General features: G+C 62.5%; 13 protein-coding genes and 2 pseudogenes. 8 read left to right on the plus strand and 7 right to left on the minus strand.

Annotation, left to right across the window (positions count from 1 at the left end; genetic code table 11):
• Positions 1–74: 74 nt before the first annotated feature.
• Complete coding sequence (locus ACLFKU_RS18575; RefSeq protein ID WP_368583882.1) at positions 75–1,130, minus strand: ATP-NAD kinase family protein; 1,056 nt, start codon at positions 1,128–1,130, stop codon at positions 75–77.
• Positions 1,131–1,582: 452 nt separating this feature from the next.
• Between ACLFKU_RS18575 and ACLFKU_RS18580 the strand changes: the two genes are divergently transcribed.
• Together ACLFKU_RS18580 and ACLFKU_RS18585 are read left to right on the plus strand one after the other, a co-directional pair.
• Positions 1,583–3,523 (plus strand): sigma-54-dependent Fis family transcriptional regulator, encoded by a 1,941-nt coding sequence (locus ACLFKU_RS18580; protein ID WP_410850042.1) that lies wholly within the window; start codon positions 1,583–1,585, stop codon positions 3,521–3,523.
• Between the two features lie 459 nt (positions 3,524–3,982).
• Positions 3,983–5,779 carry a hypothetical protein gene (locus tag ACLFKU_RS18585; protein ID WP_410850043.1) on the plus strand — a complete coding sequence of 599 codons (1,797 nt, stop codon included), beginning with the start codon at positions 3,983–3,985 and terminating at the stop codon, positions 5,777–5,779.
• A 32-nt stretch (positions 5,780–5,811) separates the two neighbouring features.
• Here ACLFKU_RS18585 and ACLFKU_RS18590 read toward each other — a convergent pair whose 3' ends face one another.
• From ACLFKU_RS18590 to ACLFKU_RS18600, 3 genes are all read right to left on the minus strand, one after another.
• On the minus strand, positions 5,812–6,102 hold the full coding sequence (locus ACLFKU_RS18590; RefSeq protein WP_410850044.1) for a hypothetical protein: 291 nt from the start codon (positions 6,100–6,102) through the stop codon (positions 5,812–5,814).
• A 205-nt stretch (positions 6,103–6,307) separates the two neighbouring features.
• Positions 6,308–7,729, minus strand: coding sequence for an ammonium transporter (locus ACLFKU_RS18595; protein ID WP_410850045.1), 1,422 nt, complete (start codon positions 7,727–7,729; stop codon positions 6,308–6,310).
• A gap of 26 nt (positions 7,730–7,755) precedes the next feature.
• Complete coding sequence (locus ACLFKU_RS18600; RefSeq protein WP_368583888.1) at positions 7,756–8,094, minus strand: P-II family nitrogen regulator; 339 nt, start codon at positions 8,092–8,094, stop codon at positions 7,756–7,758.
• Positions 8,095–8,495: 401 nt separating this feature from the next.
• Here ACLFKU_RS18600 and ACLFKU_RS18605 point away from each other — a divergent pair.
• A pseudogene (locus tag ACLFKU_RS18605) lies at positions 8,496–8,750 on the plus strand (VOC family protein); the annotation flags it as partial.
• A 193-nt stretch (positions 8,751–8,943) separates the two neighbouring features.
• On the opposite strand, the gene ACLFKU_RS18610 reads toward ACLFKU_RS18605, so the two are convergent.
• Positions 8,944–10,071 (minus strand): aminotransferase class V-fold PLP-dependent enzyme, encoded by a 1,128-nt coding sequence (locus ACLFKU_RS18610; protein WP_410850046.1) that lies wholly within the window; start codon positions 10,069–10,071, stop codon positions 8,944–8,946.
• A 130-nt stretch (positions 10,072–10,201) separates the two neighbouring features.
• Positions 10,202–10,711 (minus strand): annotated as a pseudogene (locus tag ACLFKU_RS18615) (DUF1269 domain-containing protein).
• Between the two features lie 244 nt (positions 10,712–10,955).
• On the opposite strand from ACLFKU_RS18615, the gene ACLFKU_RS18620 reads away from it, so the two are divergent.
• The 4 genes from ACLFKU_RS18620 (at position 10,956) to ACLFKU_RS18635 (ending at position 17,576) form a co-directional block, all read left to right on the plus strand.
• Positions 10,956–11,618, plus strand: a complete 663-nt coding sequence (locus ACLFKU_RS18620) for a dihydrofolate reductase family protein (RefSeq protein WP_410850047.1) — start codon at positions 10,956–10,958, stop codon at positions 11,616–11,618.
• Between the two features lie 50 nt (positions 11,619–11,668).
• Positions 11,669–12,616, plus strand: coding sequence for a pseudouridine-5'-phosphate glycosidase (locus ACLFKU_RS18625; protein ID WP_410850048.1), 948 nt, complete (start codon positions 11,669–11,671; stop codon positions 12,614–12,616).
• 48 nt (positions 12,617–12,664) lie between these two features.
• Positions 12,665–15,970 carry an adenylate/guanylate cyclase domain-containing protein gene (locus ACLFKU_RS18630; RefSeq protein ID WP_410850049.1) on the plus strand — a complete coding sequence of 1,102 codons (3,306 nt, stop codon included), beginning with the start codon at positions 12,665–12,667 and terminating at the stop codon, positions 15,968–15,970.
• 94 nt (positions 15,971–16,064) lie between these two features.
• Positions 16,065–17,576, plus strand: a complete 1,512-nt coding sequence (locus ACLFKU_RS18635; RefSeq protein WP_410850050.1) for a pyridoxal phosphate-dependent decarboxylase family protein — start codon at positions 16,065–16,067, stop codon at positions 17,574–17,576.
• Positions 17,577–17,628: 52 nt separating this feature from the next.
• On the opposite strand, the gene ACLFKU_RS18640 is transcribed toward ACLFKU_RS18635, so the two are convergent.
• On the minus strand, positions 17,629–18,777 hold the full coding sequence (locus tag ACLFKU_RS18640) for a helix-turn-helix transcriptional regulator (protein ID WP_410850051.1): 1,149 nt from the start codon (positions 18,775–18,777) through the stop codon (positions 17,629–17,631).
• A gap of 511 nt (positions 18,778–19,288) precedes the next feature.
• Here ACLFKU_RS18640 and ACLFKU_RS18645 point away from each other — a divergent pair.
• Positions 19,289–19,549, plus strand: a complete 261-nt coding sequence (locus ACLFKU_RS18645) for a hypothetical protein (RefSeq protein ID WP_410850052.1) — start codon at positions 19,289–19,291, stop codon at positions 19,547–19,549.
• Positions 19,550–19,956: the final 407 nt, after the last annotated feature.

Raw genomic sequence — 19,956 nt, forward strand, 5'->3', positions numbered from 1 at the left:
GTCTCCTTGGAATGATCTCGATGGTCACTGCTACTTCAGCCGGCTTTGCTTCCAGCGTTCGCTTCCTCCTTTGATTACCTCCGACGCGCCGCCGCTTCGCGCATCAACTGCCGCGACGCGCAAAAGCGCAGCGTGCGGCCGACATCGACCGTGAGCGGTCCCGCCCAGTCGAGCGCGATCTCGTAGCGGTCGTCGCGTTCGAGCTCGATCTCGCGCTCGCCGTCGAAGGCGAGCGTTCCTCGTTCGGTATGCAGCGGCGTCCAGCAGCCCGCTTCGAAGCGCTCGCAGGTGCGCATCGTCACCTGGTCGACACGGCCCGGTGCGAGCGGCGCGAAGATCGGCACGCCGGATTCGCCCGCGCGCGCGAACGTCAGATGCAGCCCGTACGGCGCACCGCGCTCGACCGGCGCCCACGCGCCGCCGATCGACGACAGGCCGATGCCATCCGGCGCCGCGAACGTCAGAAACAGCGCTTCGAGATCCGCCGGCTCGCAGACTGCCCGCGCACCGACGAAACGCTGCCGGCTCACGCACACATCGACCAGCGCGATTTCCTCGCGTCCCTTGTTCGGGCCCGCGACACAGCGGACCACGAGACGCTTGTTGCGCGTCAGCGCGACCTCGGGCGGCACGAGCCCGGAAGCGGCGAGCGCGCCCGCGAGGCCCGCCACCGTCGCTTCGCGCATTTCTGGAAATGCGTTGTTGGTGCCCGTCGATAGCGTGAGCAGCGGCACGTCGCCGCAATGCGCGGCCACCGCGCGATGCGTGCCGTCGCCGCCGAGCACCGCGATCAGATCGACACCCGAGCCGACCATTCGCGCGACACCCGCGTGGGTGTCCGCCGCGCTGTCCGTGATCGGCAGTTCGAGGAATTCGACCTTCGGCCAGGGCTGCGGCTCGGCCACGGCCGCATGGGTTTCGAGCGCACGCAGCACCAGGGCGGCGACACCGGTGCGGTCGCGCAAGGTCAGCACGCGAGCGACACCGAGCATGCCGAGGCCCGCGAGCAGGCGCACGACCATGTTCGCTTTCTCGGCGGTCGGAAACACCGAAGCGTGGGTGGTGAGGCGTCGAATATCACGGCCCGATGCCGGGTTCGCGATCACGCCGACGGTGATGGGGGATAACACTGGCTTGTCTCCTGTGCGCGAGTTGCGAAGCGGACTTGCTGGGTGAAGCGCGCTCGCTTTTGCGCTTGCTGTCGCGTTTGCTTTCGTCTGCCAGCGATACTGCAAAGGTCGGGCCAGTTGCTTGCGTGCCGTGAGCACGCGCCGGAAGCGCCGTGTTCAAAAGGCAGACGCGGAGAATCGGCGTTTGCGGCCGCTTTCATCAGACCTGCGCCGCGCAGTTCACTGTGTCTCACGAGCGCGCTTCGCGACGCGGAGCAAGGCTCGACGCACGTCGCGGTGCTGGCGCGGCACCGCGCCAGACAAGGGTTTGCGCGATGCGACCAGCGTCTCGCCAGCCTCTGAGACGTTCGTCTCACGCGGCTCGAGTGCTGCGCCGCAATGTGATTGCCCGTTGCGGATGTGCTACAAGACAGGGACTCGCCCTACTCGGTGTCGCTCGCCTGGAGCCGGCCATGCCCTATGTTTCTCAAACGCAGCACGTCGATCGCGTACGCGGGGCCATCGAAGGACGCTTGCCCGCGCCAGCGAATTCGCCGCGCCTCGTGTCGTCGTGGCAACGCTCGTACGAGCAGTACCGGCTCGACCCCAGCTCCGTGATCGGCCCGCGCGTGCTGTCGTCCGCCGAGCTGCGTGAAGTCCAGGGCAAGGAGGAGGCCTTTCTGCGCGCGTCGGGCCAGTGCCTGACGCGGCTGCACGAGATGATTCGCGTCGCCGACTATTGCGTGATGCTGTCCGACGCGCACGGCGTCACGATCGACTATCGGATCGACCGCGACCGGCGCAACGATTTCAAGCATGCGGGGCTGCATATCGGCTCATGCTGGTCCGAGCGCGAAGAAGGCACCTGTGGCATCGCGAATGTGCTCACCGATCTCGCGCCGATCACGGTGCACAAGACCGATCACTTCCGCGCCGCGTTCACCACGCTCACGTGCAGCGCTTCACCGATCTTCGCGCCGACCGGCGAATTGATCGGCGTGCTCGACGCCTCGGCGATCCGATCGCCCGACAACCGCGACAGCCAGGGGCTGGTGTTTCAGCTGGTGCGGCAAAGCGCGAGTTTGATCGAGGACGGCTACTTCCTGAACCAGACCGCGCAGCACTGGGTGCTGTTCGGCCATCAAAGCCGCCATTTCGTCGAAGCGCAACCCGAAGCGCTGATCGCATTCGACGAATGCGGCAACATCGCCGCCGCCAACCGCAAGGCGCATGAGAGCATCGCGGGCCTCGACGGTCCGCGCCACATCGACGAGATATTCGACACGTCCGAGGTCCGTCTGCACGACGTCGCGCGCACCGACATGATCGTGGCGCTGCGGCTGCGCTCGACCGGCGCGATGCTGTATGCACGCATTCGCGCGCCGATGAGACGCGCGGCTCGCCCGCTCGTCACGACACGGCCGGGCGATCTGCACGCCGATAGCAGCATCGGCGCAATGAGCCGCTTTCTGCACAGCTCGGACGAACGAGTCGCGCGCAACGCTGAAGTCGCCTTGCGGATCGCCGGCAAGCGGCTGCCGGTTCTGCTGCTCGGCGAAACCGGAGTCGGCAAGGAGGTGTTCGCGCACGCGGTGCACGACTCGGGTTCGCGGCGCACGCGGCCGTTCGTCGCGGTGAATTGCGGCGCGATTCCGGAGCCGCTGATCGAGAGCGAGCTATTCGGTTATGCGCCTGGCGCGTTCACCGGCGCACGCAGTCGCGGCGCGCGCGGCAAGATCGCGCTCGCGCATGGCGGCACGCTGTTTCTCGATGAAATCGGCGACATGCCGCTCGGCCTGCAAACACGGCTGCTGCGCGTGCTCGCCGAGGGCGAAGTGGTGCCGCTTGGCGGCGACACGCCGGTGCGCGTCGATATCGACGTGATCTGCGCGACGCACCGCGATCTGATGCAGATGGTCGTTGCCGGATCGTTCCGCGAAGATCTTTACTATCGCCTGAGCGGCGCGACGCTGCGGATACCGCCGCTGCGCGAGCGCACCGACATCCGCGGTGTGATCGATACGGTGTTCAACGAGGAAGCTCAGGCGGCCAGCCACGTGCTGATGCTCGATCCGCAATTCGCCGAGCGTCTTGCCGCTTTCTCGTGGCCCGGCAATATCCGGCAGTTGCGCAACGTGTTGCGCTATGCGTGCGCGGTCTGCGATTCGGCTCGCGTCGAATTGCGGCACGTGTCGCCGGAGTTCGCCGCGCAACTCGCGCCCGCTGCGACACCGGCTCTCGCGGCGGACTCCACGTCGCCAGCGAGCGCCGACGACGAGCGGGCACGCATCGTCGCGGCGCTCACGCGTTGCCAGTGGCGGCCTAACGCCGCCGCGCAGGCGTTGGGCATATCGCGCGCGACGCTGTACCGGCGCATTGCGCGACTGGGGATCGTCGGGCCGCATCGCGCATAGGCGGCATCACAGCGGCACTTTGCACGCACGGCCTCGAATTCGAAGGCTTGAGTTCGGAGCAGGAACTCGCGGCGAGACGCGATCTCTTACTGCGCTGCGCACGCGGCTCGGCACTGCTGTCGATCTACCGGTAGCGAAAGGCGGCGGCCAGCCAGGTCCGCCGCTGCCCACACCTCGCCCGATTCCCACGCCCTCACCCAGCGAGTGAAATCTTTCCGCAGTTCATCCATTGCGAGCGAAAAGATTTTATTTCCGCACCACCCTGCTCCCACGCGCAACTTGTGCCGACAGACAGCCATGACTTGCCGGACTCAGTGATCGGTCGCAGCAACGAAAGACCATCCACTACCGCACATCAAATGTCCTGAACGGCTCACGCGACGCACTCGCGACCCGCAGGACTCCCATCTCTCTCCAGATTTTCTCGTGGGCCGCCTCGCGGCAGCCCGCGCTATTGTCATGATTGGACGACGTCAATTTCTTGGCTGTCTTACTGCGTTCGGCGGAAGCGTCGTATTGAGCGCGTGCGGCGGCGGTGGTGGTAGTAGTGGTACGCAGGATACCGGCGGTTCTCCCACGGGCAATTCCGCCAGTCCGTCGGGCACGGCGGCAGCACCCTCCACCGGCACGGCAACCTCCGGCATCGCGGCCTCGACGGGCACCACCGGCACCACCAGCTCGAGTATTGCGCCCTTGACAGGTAGCGCGACCACCGTCGCGAACGGCTCGTCGCCGGCGCCATCGAATGGAACGGGACCCGCCGATACGTCCGGCTCGACCTCGGGCGACAGCTCCGGCTCTGCATCAGACCCGAACTCGGGGTCGCCCGGCAACGCTTCGAACGCTTCGCCGCAGAACACGACGATCCCGCCGGCGACGGTGATCATCGACGGTCAGAACGCGTCGTGGACCCTGGTCGGCGGGTCTGTCTACCGGAACGGCGTCGCGGCGGGCAACACCTACAACGTCTCGTTGATCCTCTGGTACGGGAATGCGATCTATCACGTGGGAACCGGCGGTCAGTTTTACGGATGGAATGGAACGACATGGCGCGCGTGCAACGACCCGCGTTTGGGCGGCACCTCGGCCGACGGCGCGATGATCCCGCCCGCGACGTATCTGATCGACAAGGCCGGCTCGATATGGACCGTCGTGAACGGCGTCGTGTATCGCAACCGCAGTGCCGTCGGCACGATGTCGAATGCAGCGCTGCTGCTGTGGTACGGCGGCAAGTTCTGGGCACAATCGACCGGCGGTCAGTTCTATGTATGCGGCGATGCCGATCAATGGTTGCCATGCAACGATCCGCGCATCGCGACCGCGGCACCGGCCGGCTCGTTTCACGGTATCAACGGGCATTACGACTACCTCTATTCGACCTCAGATATCGTATCGATCATGCAAGCCCTCGGCTGCTCGACGTACCGGCTCAGCTGTACGGACTACGCACCGCAACTCGCCAAGGTCCTGGCGTTGGCGCAAGCATTCCAGCCGGCGGGCTTGAAGCTTTTCGTGCTGGTCGACGTCGGCATCTACGACGGTAACGGCAACCTGTTCACGAGTGAATCGGCGGCCTATACGCGGGGCTTCAATTGCGCGGTGACGGTCGCGTCGGCATTGCAGCCCCACGGCGTGACCATGTATGAATGCGGCAACGAACTGACGCGCGCGAACGGGATCATTCTCGACTCCACCAGCGCGGGAACGAGCCTGGCCGACTTCAACAACGCGAACTGGCCGCTGATGCGCGGTGCGATGCGCGGCATGATCGACGGAGTGAAGTCGGTGCAGGCGGACGCTAAGTGCGGCGTCAACTTCTGTGTTGCGGATACCGGCGCATCCGACGCTCTGTGGGATGGCAAGCAGCCCGATGGCACGAGCGGCCATCCGACCGTGAGATGGGACCTGACTACGTGGCACAACTACGAGGTGTACGGCGACATCTTCGACATCGGCACCGACGGGTCCGGCCCGGGCTTCGATTTGCCCACCTATTGCAAGGCCCGCTATGGCGTCCCCTTCATGATCTCGGAATGGAACACTGGGCCCGAGAAGAGCGAGGCATACCGGGCCAACTACATCAGCTCGCGTCTGCTCAGTTACTATCAGGCGAGAAAGACGAAGAACATCCAATCGGCGATGTATTACGAGCTCGATAGCGGGGACTCCACTTACGGCCTGATGATCAACGGCACGGCGCTTCCGCTTCCGTATAACGCGTTCGCGAGCTTTGTCGCGAGCCATGTCGATAGCTGAGCGTATGTCGCGACGCGTACTTTCCGATCGCCTTAAACAAGGAGAATGGCCAATAACTGACCGGCGGTCGCAATAACGACAGCCAGTTCGACCGGATTGGCCAGAAGAAGGCCGAGAAAATCTGAATCGATAGAGCGCGCGCGCCAGGTGCCGACAAAACCGACCGAGAGAATCAGCCCGAATAGAAGGTCGAAACCAAATCCTGCGGCGATCCATTTGTTATGCCTGACGACATGCTCAGCGAATGCGAACATTGCCAGAAAGGCGATTTGGGATATAAGAACAACCAGTACCGCAATATGCTGCTGATCATCCTTTTTCATTGGCTGGCGGATATCCGGTTGCTCGAACCCGCTACGACCTCCTCGCTCGTCTGGCCGAACTTCGGCAATACGGGCGCCTACGGGACAGACGCCCGCATGCCTCAAGTACGAAGTGGGCTCCGGCTTCGGTCGTGGCCTGAGCGCTGTCAGTGCCAGGCCACGACCGACTGTGACCGTCGTACCCACTCCATTCGCGGCGCAACCGTTATTCGACCGCCTCTCCGTGCAGCACCAGATCCAGTCCTTCGCGCTCTTCTTCCTCGGCAACGCGCAAGCCCATCACCGCGTCGATTACCTTGAGCAGGACAAACGAAACCACCCCGCTATAGATCAGCGTCGTCGCGACACCCTTGAGCTGCAGCAGCACGTCACCGTCCGCGCCACCGATGTCCTTGACCGCGAACACGCCCGTCAGGATCGCGCCGACGATCCCGCCCACGCAGTGAACGCCGAACGCGTCGAGCGAATCGTCGTAGCCGAGCTTGTGCTTGAGCCACGTGGCCGACCAGAAGCAGACCACACCGGCAACGATACCGATCACCAGCGCGCCGACCGTGCCGACGAAGCCCGACGCCGGCGTCACCGCCACCAGACCCGCGACCGCGCCCGACACGATACCGAGCACCGACGGCTTACCCTTGGCCGCCCATTCGGCGAACATCCACGCGAGCGCCGCCGCGGCGGTCGCCACCTGCGTCGCGAACATCGCGAAGCCGGCACGGCCGTCCGCCGCTACCGCCGAACCCGCGTTGAAGCCGAACCAGCCGACCCACAGCATCGCGCCACCGATCAGCGTCAGCGTCAGGTTGTGCGGCGCCATGGCTTCCTTGCCGTAGCCCACGCGCTTGCCGAGCACCAGACAGCAGAGCAGCCCCGCGATACCCGCGTTGATGTGCACCACCGTGCCGCCCGCGAAGTCGAGGATGCCCGCGGTAGCCAGCCAGCCGCTCGGTTCCCACACCATGTGCGCGATCGGCGAGTAGACGAGGATCGACCACAGCGTCATGAACACCAGCATCGCCGAGAACTTCATGCGGTCCGCGAACGCACCGGTGATCAGCGCCGGCGTGATGATCGCGAAGGTCATCTGATAGACGAAGTAGACCGTCTCGGGGATCGTCGGCGCGAGATGGCTGACGGTCAGCGTCGTGGCCTTGTCGCCCTTGATGTAGTTCATGCCCGTCATGAACACGCGCGAGAAGCCGCCGATGAACGAGCCGCCCGGCGTGAACGCGATGCTATAGCCGATCACGGTCCAGACGATCGTCACGACACAGGTGATCGCGAAGCTTTGCATCAGCGTCGCCAGCACGTTCTTCTTGCGGACCATGCCACCGTAGAACAACGCGAGACCCGGGATCGTCATGAACAGCACCAGCGCGGTGGAGGTCAGCATCCACGCGGTGTCGCCGGAGTTGATCTTCGACGAATCGACCGAGAACGGTGCGGTCGGCGCGGCGGGCGCGGCCGGCGCCGATGCAGCGGCATCTGCCGCGGGAGCCGCGGACGCTTGCGCGACCGGCACGGAGGCGGCCGCGGGTGCCGACGCGTCTTGCGCGAATGCGGGGCTCAGCCCGCCCGCGAGCAATGAGCCCGCCATCAACAAAGTCATCAACAGTTTGCGCATCTCTCTTTCCTCTTGTCCGAATGTCTTTATAGGGCGTCGGCGCCGGTCTCGCCGGTGCGGATCCGGATCACCTGCTCGATCGGCGTCACGAAGATCTTCCCGTCACCAATCTTGCCCGTACGCGCCGCACGCTCGATCGCTTCGATAGCCTGATCGACGATGTCATCCGGGACGGCGACCTCGATCTTCACTTTCGGCAGGAAATCGACGACGTACTCCGCGCCCCGATACATCTCGGTGTGGCCCTTCTGACGCCCAAAGCCCTTGACCTCCGTCACCGTGATTCCAGAGACGCCAAGCGATGACAAGGCTTCACGAGCCTCATCAAGCTTGAATGGCTTGATGACCGCAGTTATTAGTTTCAATTTGCCTCTCCGTTGATCGCCCATCCCGATGCTGGCCTACGATGACCGTGGCTCAGCGCGCGGGGACGTTCAAAGCAACTGTCATGCCATTTGCACGAACGGTATTGGAGCGGGAGAGTTATCGGAGGCGCCGCGCGTTGGGTTTTACGGCGATCAGATGGATGTTGAGAGGAACGGAGCAGGATTGGGTGGCGGGACCGTCAGAAGGCTTCTTCGCCGAATGCGGCATGTACCCAGGCACCATGTGCGAGCGCGCTTTCCTTAGTCCGCCCAAGATGGGGCATGCGTGCACGGTTCTGTCGCTCGCTATTACAGATTCATTAATCGAAGCTTCCAGGTTTCCAGTCGCAGGCCCGGCACTCGCGAACGCCTAAAGGGCCGAGGATGGCTGTGGTATGACTCGACCGCTTTTCCTTATCGGCAGGCCATATGATGGCAACCCAGCGGAACACGGAAACGGCCAGATGGTGGCATTGCTTGCGCCTGATCGTCGTTCAGTCGACAGCGCATACGCTACCGCGTTGGCAAACACAGGTTCTTGCGAAGGCCCTCCCGGTTTGCGCGCGCACTATCACCCGAACTATTACGGCGCGTATTTCCGCGACCCAGAGGGAAACAGGATTTGCGTGTGTTGCCACGATCCAGTGACTCAGTAGCAATCACAAAATCTCGAACACGCTGGCGGGAAGCGGCTGGTTAGTCGCGGTACTCGTCAGTGCTACTCGGTCAAAGCAAGTGGTATAGCGGCGGAGCCGATCATCTACAACTACGTTCGCAGCTATAGCTCAGGCTTTGGAGTGCGCATAGCTATTCCGGCAGAGCCAAGCGCACATGCTTTGGAAAAACGCGCTAGAGAATACTGTCGAGCGCCTTGGCGAACCTGGCGACCGAACCCTCGACGTCATGCAGTTTGTCCAGGCCGAATAATCCTACGCGGAAGGTTTTGAAATCGTCAGGCTCGTCACATTGAAGAGGAACACCGGCCGCGATCTGCAAACCGGCATCGGCGAATTTCTTGCCAGATCGTATGCCGTCATCGTCCGTATAGCAGACCACGACGCCCGGAGCCTGAAAGCCTTCGGCCGCGACGCTTTTGAAGCCTTTGTCGCTCAGTAGTGAGCGAATGCGCTTGCCGAGTTCGAGCTGCTCTGCCCTCACTTTGTCGAGGCCATATGCTTCGGTTTCCTTCATGACGTCGCGCAGCGTCGCGAGACTGTCCGTCGGCATCGTGGCGTGGTACGCGAACCCGCCGTTCTCGTACGCTTCCATGATCTGCAGCCACTTGCGAAGATCACAAGCGAAGCTGGTGCTGGTCGTCGCGTCGATTCGTTCGCGGGCGAGCGGGCTGAGCATGACCATGGCGCAGCAAGGTGACGCGCTCCATCCTTTTTGCGGTGCGCTGATCAGGACATCGATGCCACTCGCCTGCATGTCCACCCAGATCGTGCCGGAGGCGATGCAATCGAGAACGAACATGCCGCCGACCGCATGCACGGCGTCGGACACCGCGCGCATATAGGCATCGGGCAGCATCACCCCGGATGCGGTTTCGACATGCGGCGCAAACACCAGGTCCGGCTTGTGTTCCTTGATCGCAGCGACCACTTCTTCGATCGGAGCCGGGGTATAGGCGGCCTGCCTTCCCTCGCCGACCGGGCGCGCCTTCAACACGATCGATTCAGACGGAATGCCGCCCATGTCGAAAATCTGCGACCAGCGGTAACTGAACCAGCCATTGCGGATGACCAGACACTTCCTGTTCGTCGCGAACTGCCGGGCGACGGCTTCCATGCCGAACGTCCCGCTGCCGGGGACGATCACGGTCGACTTCGCGTTGTAGACTTTTTTCAGGGAGGCGGAAATATCGCGTACGACGCCTTGAAAGAGCTCCGACATATGATTGATTGATCGGTCGGTGTACACGACCGAATATTCGAGGAGTCCCTCGCGGTCGACATCGGGAAGTAAACCTGGCACGTTCGCCTCCAGTAATTGACGAGTAAAAGAATCGAAAACAGATTCTAACGAAAGCTGCCCGCGACGGCATTGGCCGGGACGCCTCTGTTACCCATCCGGCTGACGCCGATGGCCTCGTCTCAGCCGCTTCTTACGGGAAGATCGGCATCGTGGGCTCCGCGCCCTCCAGATCGGCCTTCGGTACATGCTGCGCGACCATCTGCTCGATCTCCTGTTCGCGCGATCCAGGCACGTCGGCCATGATCAGGAGCTGGCCGTCACGTATCGCGCCCCGAAAGCGCTCGAGTTGTGCGTTCGGTTCGCCGACGCCGATCATCGCGGCCGTCCAGGCCCCGAAGCCGGCACCTGCCAACGTCAATGCGACGACGGCTCCGCCCGCAATGGCGAGCTCCGCGGGAGGAAACGCCAGCGCCACGAGGCCAACGAGCGCTCCGGTCGCACCGCCGAGCGCCACGCCGCGTTCGAGCGAGTGCACGACATCGCTGCTTTGCAGCAAAGTTGCCTCGGGTAACTCTTCGAGTGCGACGCTGTGATTCGCGAGAACATGGATATGCCGCCATGTGATTCACGAGCGCAGCAAGTCGTCTACGATCGCCTTCGCCGTCGTCGTGTCGGGTGCGAGGAAATAAAGACGTCTCATCTCGATCCTCCCATCAATCAAGGCGTCCGCCAACGGGACGATGCTGTTTATCGTACGCCTGACGCAGGCGATACTGTGGGCGGATGATCACTGCTGTATGCCAACCTACAAATTCAGAAAATTCTCTTGAACACGTATGGTTAAGCATAAATCTGCTGCCAGACTATTTCGCGTAGTTCCGCAAATCATGCAGATCTACGGTCCACAGTCCACATTACGTTAGGCGTCCAATCGGAGGGAAACGATGACACGCGTTCGCGTTCAGGGCTTCACCATCTCGCTCGACGGATACGGTGCAGGTCCGAATCAGGACATCGACAATCCGCTCGGCATTGGCGGGACGGAATTGCATCAGTGGCTAGTCCCAACCCGCACTTTCCAGCGAGCCTTGTTCGGCAAGGACAACGGTACGACAGGGGTTAACGATGATTTCGCCGCCCGCGGCTTTCAGAATGTCGGGGCCTGGATTCTTGGCAGGAACATGTTCGGCCCCATTCGTGGGGAATGGCCGGACACAAGCTGGAAAGGCTGGTGGGGAGACAGTCCGCCGTATCACGTCCCGGTCTTCGTCCTGACCCATCATCCGCGTGCCCCCATCGAGATGGCGGGCGGCACGACGTTCCACTTCGTCATAGGGGGCATTCGCGAGGCGCTCGACCGTGCACGCGAGGCCGCTGCCGGAATGGACGTGCGGATCGGCGGTGGGCCGCAGACGATCCGGCAGTATCTCCGCGAGGGCCTCATTGACGAACTGCACATTGCTATCGCGCCGGTCCTGCTCGGCCGGGGAGAATCGCTGTTCGAAGGGGTCGACTTGCGGGCTCTGGGATACGAATGCGTTGAATTCGTAGCGTCGGAGAAAGCCGCCCATGTCATTTTAAGGCGCCAGGGACACACGGACACCTAACCCGGTCTTGTCCCGCATACTTCGATGAATCGCCCCCCGAAAGGATCGACATGGTTGCCAACCTTGTACGCTCCTGGTTGACCTGGAGCGCGCCTGCCGCCGCTGCGCAGGCCGCCGGCCGCCCGCTCGTGGCGCTGGAATCGACCATCATCGCCCACGGCATGCCCTACCCGGAGAACGTTCGCACCGCGCGCGAAGTGGAGGCCTTGATCCGTGACGCGGGCGCCGAACCGGCGACGATCGCGCTGATCGGCGGTCGAATCCGCATCGGTCTTTCAGACGACGAACTGGAAATGATCGGCCGTTCCGACCACGTGCATAAGGTCAGCCGCCGTGACCTTCCGGCCGTCCTCGCTGGCGGCGGCCTGGGCGCCACGACCGTGGCTGGCACGATGATCTGCGCGGCGTTGGCCGGCATCGAGGTCTTCGTCACCGGAGGCATCGGCGGCGTACACCGAGGTGCACAGGAGACCTTCGACATCTCGGCCGACCTGCAGGAACTCGCGAAGACCTCGGTCGCGGTGATCTGCGCCGGTGCGAAGTCCATCCTGGACATCGGGCTCACGCTGGAATATCTGGAAACCCACGGCGTGCCGGTGCTCAGTTGCGAACAGGACAATTTTGCGGCGTTCTACACGCGTGACAGCGGCTTTCGCGCGGACTTCAGGCTGGACGACGCGGCGGAGCAGGCACGTTTCATCCGCACCAAGTGGGACCTCGGCCTCGACGGCGGTGTGGTGTTGAGCACGCCAGTGCCGCAAGCGGCAGCGATGTCGTCCGAAGAGATCGACGCGCTGACCCAGCAGGCGCTCGACGAGGCCGCTGCGCAAGGAATCACCGGTAAGGCGGTGACCCCCTTCCTGCTGGCGCGCATCAAAGCGTTGACAGGCGGGCGCAGCCTGGCGACAAACATCGCGCTCGTAAAACACAATGCCGAGGTCGGCGCAAGGCTGGCGCTCGCGTTGGCACGCTCGAACCGCGGGCCGGGCGCGGTGTAACCGCGTGCTATCTTTGACGGATTCGAAACCTTCCTGTCAGGAGGGCTCGTGGACGTCGCCGTATGGCTGCACAGCCTCGGAATGGAGCGGTATGAACCGGTGTTTCGCGAGAACGCCATCGACGCCGACGTGCTCCGCAATCTCACCGCCGACGATCTGAAAGAACTGGGTATAGCGTCGGTAGGTCATCGCCGCAAACTGCTCGCCGCGTTGAGTGAATTGCGGGCGCAAACCGAACCCCGGCACAGCGCCGCGAGCCCAGCCGAGGCGAAGGGCGAACGACGGCAAGTCGCCGTCCTTTTCGCCGATCTCGCCGGCTTCACGCAGATGAGCCGTGAAGTCGACGCGGAGGAAGTACTCGCCGTGCTCGAACGCTACTTCGAGCAGGCTGACCGCACCATCGAGCAGCACGGCGGGCACGTCGACAAGCATGTCGGCGATTGCGTGATGGCCGTATTCGGCGCGCCGGTCTCGCATGGAAACGATGTCGAACGCGCCGTGCGGGCGGCACTCGCGATCAGGGACGGAATGCCCGGCCTATCGCGTTCTCTCGGCCGCTCCATCTCCGTGCATATCGGCATAGCCGGCGGCAAAGTCGTCGCAAGCGGCACCGGCAGCGTGACTCACCGCGAATACACCGTCACCGGCGACACGGTCAACCTCGCCTCGCGTCTCACGGATGCGGCCGAGGCCGGGCAGATCCTGATATCGGAATCCGTGCGGCGCCCGCTGGCCGACCGCCTCGACTGCGCCGAACGCGGCGCGTTGTCGGTCAAAGGCTTCGCGGAAGCGGTCACGGCGTGGTCTATTGCCGGCCTGCTGCGCTCACGCCCGGGCCGGCCGTTGGTCGGCCGGCATCATGAGATGCAACAGTTTCGAACCGTGCTCGATTCGTGCCGTGAGACCGGGGCCGGACGCACCGTTCTGCTGCGCGGTGAGGCCGGAATCGGCAAAACCCGGCTGGTCGAGGAATTCGAACGCGCGGCACGGGAGTCAGGATTCGTTTCTCATACGGGCCTCGTGCTCGACTTCGGTGCGTCGACCGGACGTGGCGCAATTCAGTCTCTCGTGCGCGGCCTGTTGGCACCCGACGGCTCAACTGATCGAGATGCGACTGCCACCGGCGTCGAACACGCGCTCGATGCCGGTTTGATCGACGCTGGCGACGCGCTGTTTCTCGAAGATCTGGTCGATGTGCCGATGGGGTTCGAGGACCGGGCGGTCTACGAAGCCATGGACAACGAAATGCGCGTTCGCGGCCGGCGCAACGCCCTTACCCGGCTCGTCCAGCGCACGAGCCGCGAGCGGCCTCGGGTACTGGTCGTCGAGGATATTCACTGGTCGGACGAATCGACGCTCCGCGACCTCGCCGGGCTGTCGGCAACGATGGCGCAATGTCCGGCCGTACTCGTGCTGACCGCGCGAACGCACGGCGATTCGAGCGAGGAGCCATGGCGCGCGGCGATCGGCGAGCCGTATTCGCTGATCGATCTGGGTCCGCTGAGCAGCGGCGACGCGCAAGCGATGGCCAGATCGTTCCCCGGGGCGCAGGCGGATCTGGCGGGACGCTGCATCGCACGGGCGGCCGGCAATCCGCTGTTTCTCGAGCAGTTGCTGAACGATGCGCAAGACGGTCAAGGGACAGGCGTGCCGGGGTCGGTGCGAAGCCTCGTACAGGCGCGACTGGATCGACTCGATCCGGCCAATAAGACCGTGCTGCAGGCTGCCTCGGTGCTCGGCCAGTTGTTTGAGAAGGATGCAGTCGATTTTCTCGTCGATGGCGACGGCGCTAGCGCCGATGCCGGTGTTGCGCTGGAACCGCTCGTGATCGGTCTGCTGTTACGACGTCAAGGCAGCGGATTCATCTTCCATCACGCACTCATTCGCGACGCCATTTATGACGGGCTGCTGAAAAGCCGCCGCCGCGATTTGCATCGACGCGCCGCACAGTGGTACGGCGAGCGCGACCTCGTGCTGCGGGCCGAACATCTCGATCGCGCGGGAGACCCCGGGGCAGCGCTCGCCTATTGCGACGCAGCGCGCGCGCAGGCGTCGGGCTATCACCATGAAACCGCGCTGCGGCTTGTCGAACGCGGGCTCGTTCTCGCGGATCAACGTAGCGAGCGCGCCGCACTCGAGTGTCTGCGTGGCAACGTCCTGCATGACCTGGGTGACATGAAGTCGGCGCTCCATGCGTTCGAAACCGCCCTCGAATTCGCGACGTCCGACGCGGAGCGTTGCCGCGCATGGATCGGGCGGGCGACTGTGAAGCGGATCATCGACGATCTCGACGGTGCATGGGCCGACCTCGATCATGCCGCCGAAGCCGCCCAAGGCCTTGCGCACGAACAGGCGCGCATTCACTTCCTGCGCGGCAATCTGTGTTTTCCGCGCGGCGATATCGACGGTTGCGTGCGTGAACACGGACGCAGCCTTGCCCTCGCGCGCGACGCGTGTGATCCGGAACAGGAGGCGGCCGCACTTGGCGGCCTTGGCGATGCAGAGTACATGCGCGGGCGGATGATCAGCGCCCACGAGGCCTTCAGCCGTTGCATCGAACTCTGTCAATGCCATGGCTTCGGACGCATCGAGGTTGCCAATTTGCCGATGCGGGCCATCACCACGTGGTTTACCGGCGAAGCCGCGAGCGCCCTCGACGCCGCCCTCGCCAGCGTCGCCGCGGCGCAGAAGGTGGGTCATCCCCGCGCGCTTGCCGTCGCACATCATGCGGCATGGCACTGCCTGCACGATCGCGCGGAGTGGGATCGCGCGTGGGAGCACGTGGCTCCTGCGCTACAGTGCGCGCGCGAGCTGAAATCGAGGCGCTTCGAAGGTGAAGCGCTCGCATTTAGCGCGGAAATGCATCGTGTCGCCGGCCGTCAGCGCGAAGCGCGCGCCAATATCGAAGCGGCGCTGTCGATCAGTCGCGAGACCGGCATGAACTACCTGGGCGCGGCTTATCTCGGCGTGCTCGCGCGCACGACGGACGACCCCGTAGTCTTCGCACAGGCGCTCGCGGAAGGCGAAGCTTTGCTCGCTGCCGGAGCGGTGAGCCACAACCACTTCCTCTTTCGACGCGATGCGATCGATGCATGCATCGACCGCGAACGCTGGGATGCGGCCGCGCATCATGCCGCGGCCCTTGAAGACTACGCGCGCCGCGAACCATCGCCCTTTTCTGCATTTTTCGTGGCGCGCGCACGGGCGCTCGTCTCGTATGGCACTGGCAATCGCGATCCCGCGTTGCTGAAGGAACTGCGGCGGCTACGGCAGGAGGGCGGCAGCCTGGGTTTCCTTTATGCGCTCCAGACGATCGACGCTGCGCTCGCGGACGAGGCGGATCGAGGACGATGAGTTCACCACTGGTGTGAAAGGCGTCCTTGTTCGTCCTGTGTCTCCTGCTGGCGCTATTCTTGTTCGCTCAACATTGAATCCGACAGGTGCCGTGATGGATAAGAACGACGCAGCCGGTTTGCTCCCTATCCACGGCGTTCAGCCGCGTGCCGAGGAAACCCTCGATCCCGACGATTGGACGGCGCTGCGCGCACTCTCGCACCGCATCGTCGACGATGCGATCGACTACCTGCGCGACGTCCGCAGCCGGCCAGTGTGGCAAAGCATGCCCGAAGACGCCACGGCCTTGTTCGAGCAGCCGCTACCACGCTCGGGAGCATCGGCGGAAAGCATCTATCACCAGCTTTGCGACAATTTGATGCCCTATCCACTGGGCAACGTGCATCCTCGCTTCTGGTCCTGGTACATGGGCGCAAGCAACTTCACCGGGGCACTAGGAGACTTCCTGGCGGCCATTCAGGGTTCTAACCTGGGCGGCGGCAATCATGCGGCGGCGTTGATGGATCAGCAGGTCGTCGACTGGTGCAAGGAGATGGTCGGCTTTCCCGCTTCGGCCAGCGGCACATTGGTCAGCGGCGGCTCAATGGCCAATATCATTGCGTTGACAGTGGCGCGCAACGCGAAGGCTGGAATCGACGTGCGGGAGCATGGTGTCGCCGCCATCGAGCGGCCGTTGCGGTTTTATGGCTCCGATCAGATGCATAGCTGCCATCGTAAGGCGATGGAGTCGCTCGGCCTGGGAAATACGGCGTTGCGGCGGATTCCGACCGATGGGGCGTTGCGAATCGACGTCGCCGCTCTGCGGAATGCGATCGCAGAGGACCGGGCCGCGGGGTTTCAGCCTGCGTGCGTGATCGCAACGGCAGGGACCGTCAATACCGGCGCGATCGACGATCTGATCGCGCTGGCCGATTTGGCCGCTGAAGAGGACGTCTGGCTACACGTCGACGGATGCATCGGCGCGCTGATAGCGATCGCGCCCGACAATGCAAATCGCGTTGCGGGCATCGCACGCGCTGATTCGATCGCGCTCGATCCTCACAAATGGCTGCACGCCCCGTTTGAGGTCGGCTGCGCGCTCGTTCGCGATGCCGCTGCGCATCGAGGCGCATTCGCGCTGACTCCGGAATATCTGCAACCGACACCGCGTGGCATTGCTTCGGCTCCGTGGCTATACGAGTATGGATTGCAGACGTCCAGAGGTTTCCGTGCGCTCAAAGTGTGGATGGCTCTGAAAGAGCATGGCGTCGAGAAGTTCGGCCGTCTGATCGATCAAAACATCGCGCAGGGTCGCTACCTCAGTGAGCTCATCGTCTCTGAGCAACGCCTCGAGTTGGTCGTGCCGACCAACATCAACATCGTATGCTTCAGATATCGGCCAGAGAAGGAAATGGAAGAGGAAGCGTTAAAGGCTCTCAACATCGAGATCATGTTGCAGCTTCAGGAGGCTGGTATTGCGGCCTTGTCCGATACGACGGTGCAAGGAGTACATTGCCTCAGGGTCGCGATATGCAATCACCGGACACGTCGGGACGACCTGGATCTGCTGGTCAAGGAAATCGTTCGACTCGGAGACCGGATTTTGCGTGGAAGTCGTAGCGATTGACTCCCGGTTCCTCGGGATCGTTCGGCCGTGAACCGCAGATGGCGGGCATTCTCTATTCGCGAAAGATATCCGTGCCACCACGCAGCAGGAGCGAGACCAACTGTGACTGGCGATGCGTTTGTGTTTTCCCCTCAATGTCCTTCAGATATTCTCGTGCGGTCTTAGATTTGATTCCCATGATCAACGCGGCTTCGTCAACATCATGCCCGCGCGCCAATAGTGCTGCGAACTCAGCCTCGCGCCGGGTGAGCCCGAATGTTTTCGCTACGTCCGACTGATTGACTGCAACGGGTCGCTCCGGATCGAAAATTAATAAAGCCGTGCAAACAAGTGGACTGATCCCACCCAAGGATTCAGGCCGCATCACCGGTATGGCGCGAACAATCAACGGTAATCGCGGAGATCGTCGAGAAACATAGCAGCGAGGCGCTGCACGCATCGTCAGGCGACTGATGGTCAGATGCGACCGGTCACCATTGATATCGATCGCGCAAGCAATCGTATCCCGCAAGCTTTTCGCATCCGACAGAACGAGGGCCGATACTTCCTGATGGTTAATTATCAAACCATCGTGAGGTTCGCAAAGCGCTTCTGCATAGCGATTGACAAAGACGGGTTGGGCTTTCGAGTCCAGAAGCACGACGCCTATATTGAGGCGCATCAAAAGGTCGAATGCACCATTGGCGCGCAGATCAGCCGACACCATATGACTGCGCGCGTTCAACGCCGCGGCTAGGTGCGGCGCAATCATTGCGGCAGCCGAAAGATCGGCCTCGCCAAAGTCTATGGCACCGAGCTGTCTACCAGCCGAGAAATAAACCTGCTGCATATCGGTGCGGGAAACCGGCAGAACGAGCCCATAGAACATATTCGCGGGCTTGACTACCTCGTTATAGATGTGAGTGCGTTTGAACTCGGAGTCTGAGATTTCTGATGACTGTCGTCGCGGTGTTCCGACTGGAATATTTTTGATCCACTGCGGAAGGCGGTTTTGAAATTCGCGCTGAAGCCCTCGGGCAAAAACCGGCTCGAGCCCCGCCGACACTGAAAGCGCCGTCGCGCCTCTCTGGGTCGCGATTAAAAATCCCCAGTCCGCACCGATGGCCGTGACAATACTTGCCGCAGCCTCTTCCCACGCTTGCGGCGCTAGAACCGCTTCGTAGATACGCTGAATCGCCAAATGAATATTGTCTGTGCCCACAATCGCCTGATCCTTGCCACGAGAGGGATCACCTAACCTCGACGATTTCCAGTTTAAGCACGTCTCGACGCTTTAAAACGCCTTTGGGCGGCATTACGCCGCCAGAATCGATGGAAAATGTGGTCGAATATTCATCGTGTAACTACAACAAAATATCGTCCATCTCGTTGACACAAATCATGATTCACTTTGGCGTCAATCATTCGTTACTCCCAAATGGGGGTATGCATGGGATACAAGCTGGTCAAAAATAGTTGGCGACATGGTTCGGAAAGCACGCGTTTCCCTGTTACGTTGAGTTGAAAGACGCCGACGCTCAAGATCAACCGGCGTGACAAACGTTTCTCCTGGTAGCCGCAAGGCCCGCTTTTGCCGCCTGACCGTGGCGCCGAGATCACCCTATTTGATCGCTCGGCCGGAGTATCGCGATGCCCGTCGTTAGGGTTGCCGATTCGAAGTGACTTTTTATCTTTCCTGAATCGTACAGCCCAATATTGATTGGAGTCGAACCATGTTGCCATTTCTCTCGCTGCATGCACTTGCAGCGCAAAGCGGTGATGGACTGCGTCCCGAACTTCTTGCTCTGTTCCTGCGCCACGCACAATCGGAAATCGGCCTCTGTGCCGACATTGAGCCGGACGAAACCGCGATTCCGTGCAAGCCGCCAGAGGCCCTGCAACGTGCCTCGGCAAATGAAGATATTCGTGAAGAGTGCCACGCGAAAAGCCCGGAAACCCCTCACTCTAGCGAGTGCGATGCGCGGGTAAATTAACCGTTGAGAACTGGCGGCGTCGCGATTCCATGGGATGCTTCAAGTCGCTTGAAACCGGGCGGCGCTTTAGGGTGCCTCCCGCTGTGTGCGGATGGCGACTGCGACGTTCGACAGTGTCACGATTCGCCCAAATGCCTGGCTGATTGCGACTCCCCGGTGGCAAAAAAAACCCAAATACACTGCTGCTGCCAGGCTCCTAAGAACACGTGCTCCTCCTGCTCAACCGCACGGCCGCCGGCGCCTTTACCACATGAGGCCCAGCTTCGCGCAAACCGGATATTCACGCCCCGCCTATCAACCTGGCGCGTTGCTATCTGTTCCCTGTTCTGATTTCCGCGTAAGGCGTACTCTCTTGAACGTATGCGTCGGAATTGACGGCAGTGGACTACGTGGGTTTGCGTCACCGC

Origin of the sequence: Paraburkholderia sp. EG304 (assembly GCF_046543485.1) — a bacterium.
Lineage (GTDB): Bacteria > Pseudomonadota > Gammaproteobacteria > Burkholderiales > Burkholderiaceae > Paraburkholderia > Paraburkholderia youngii.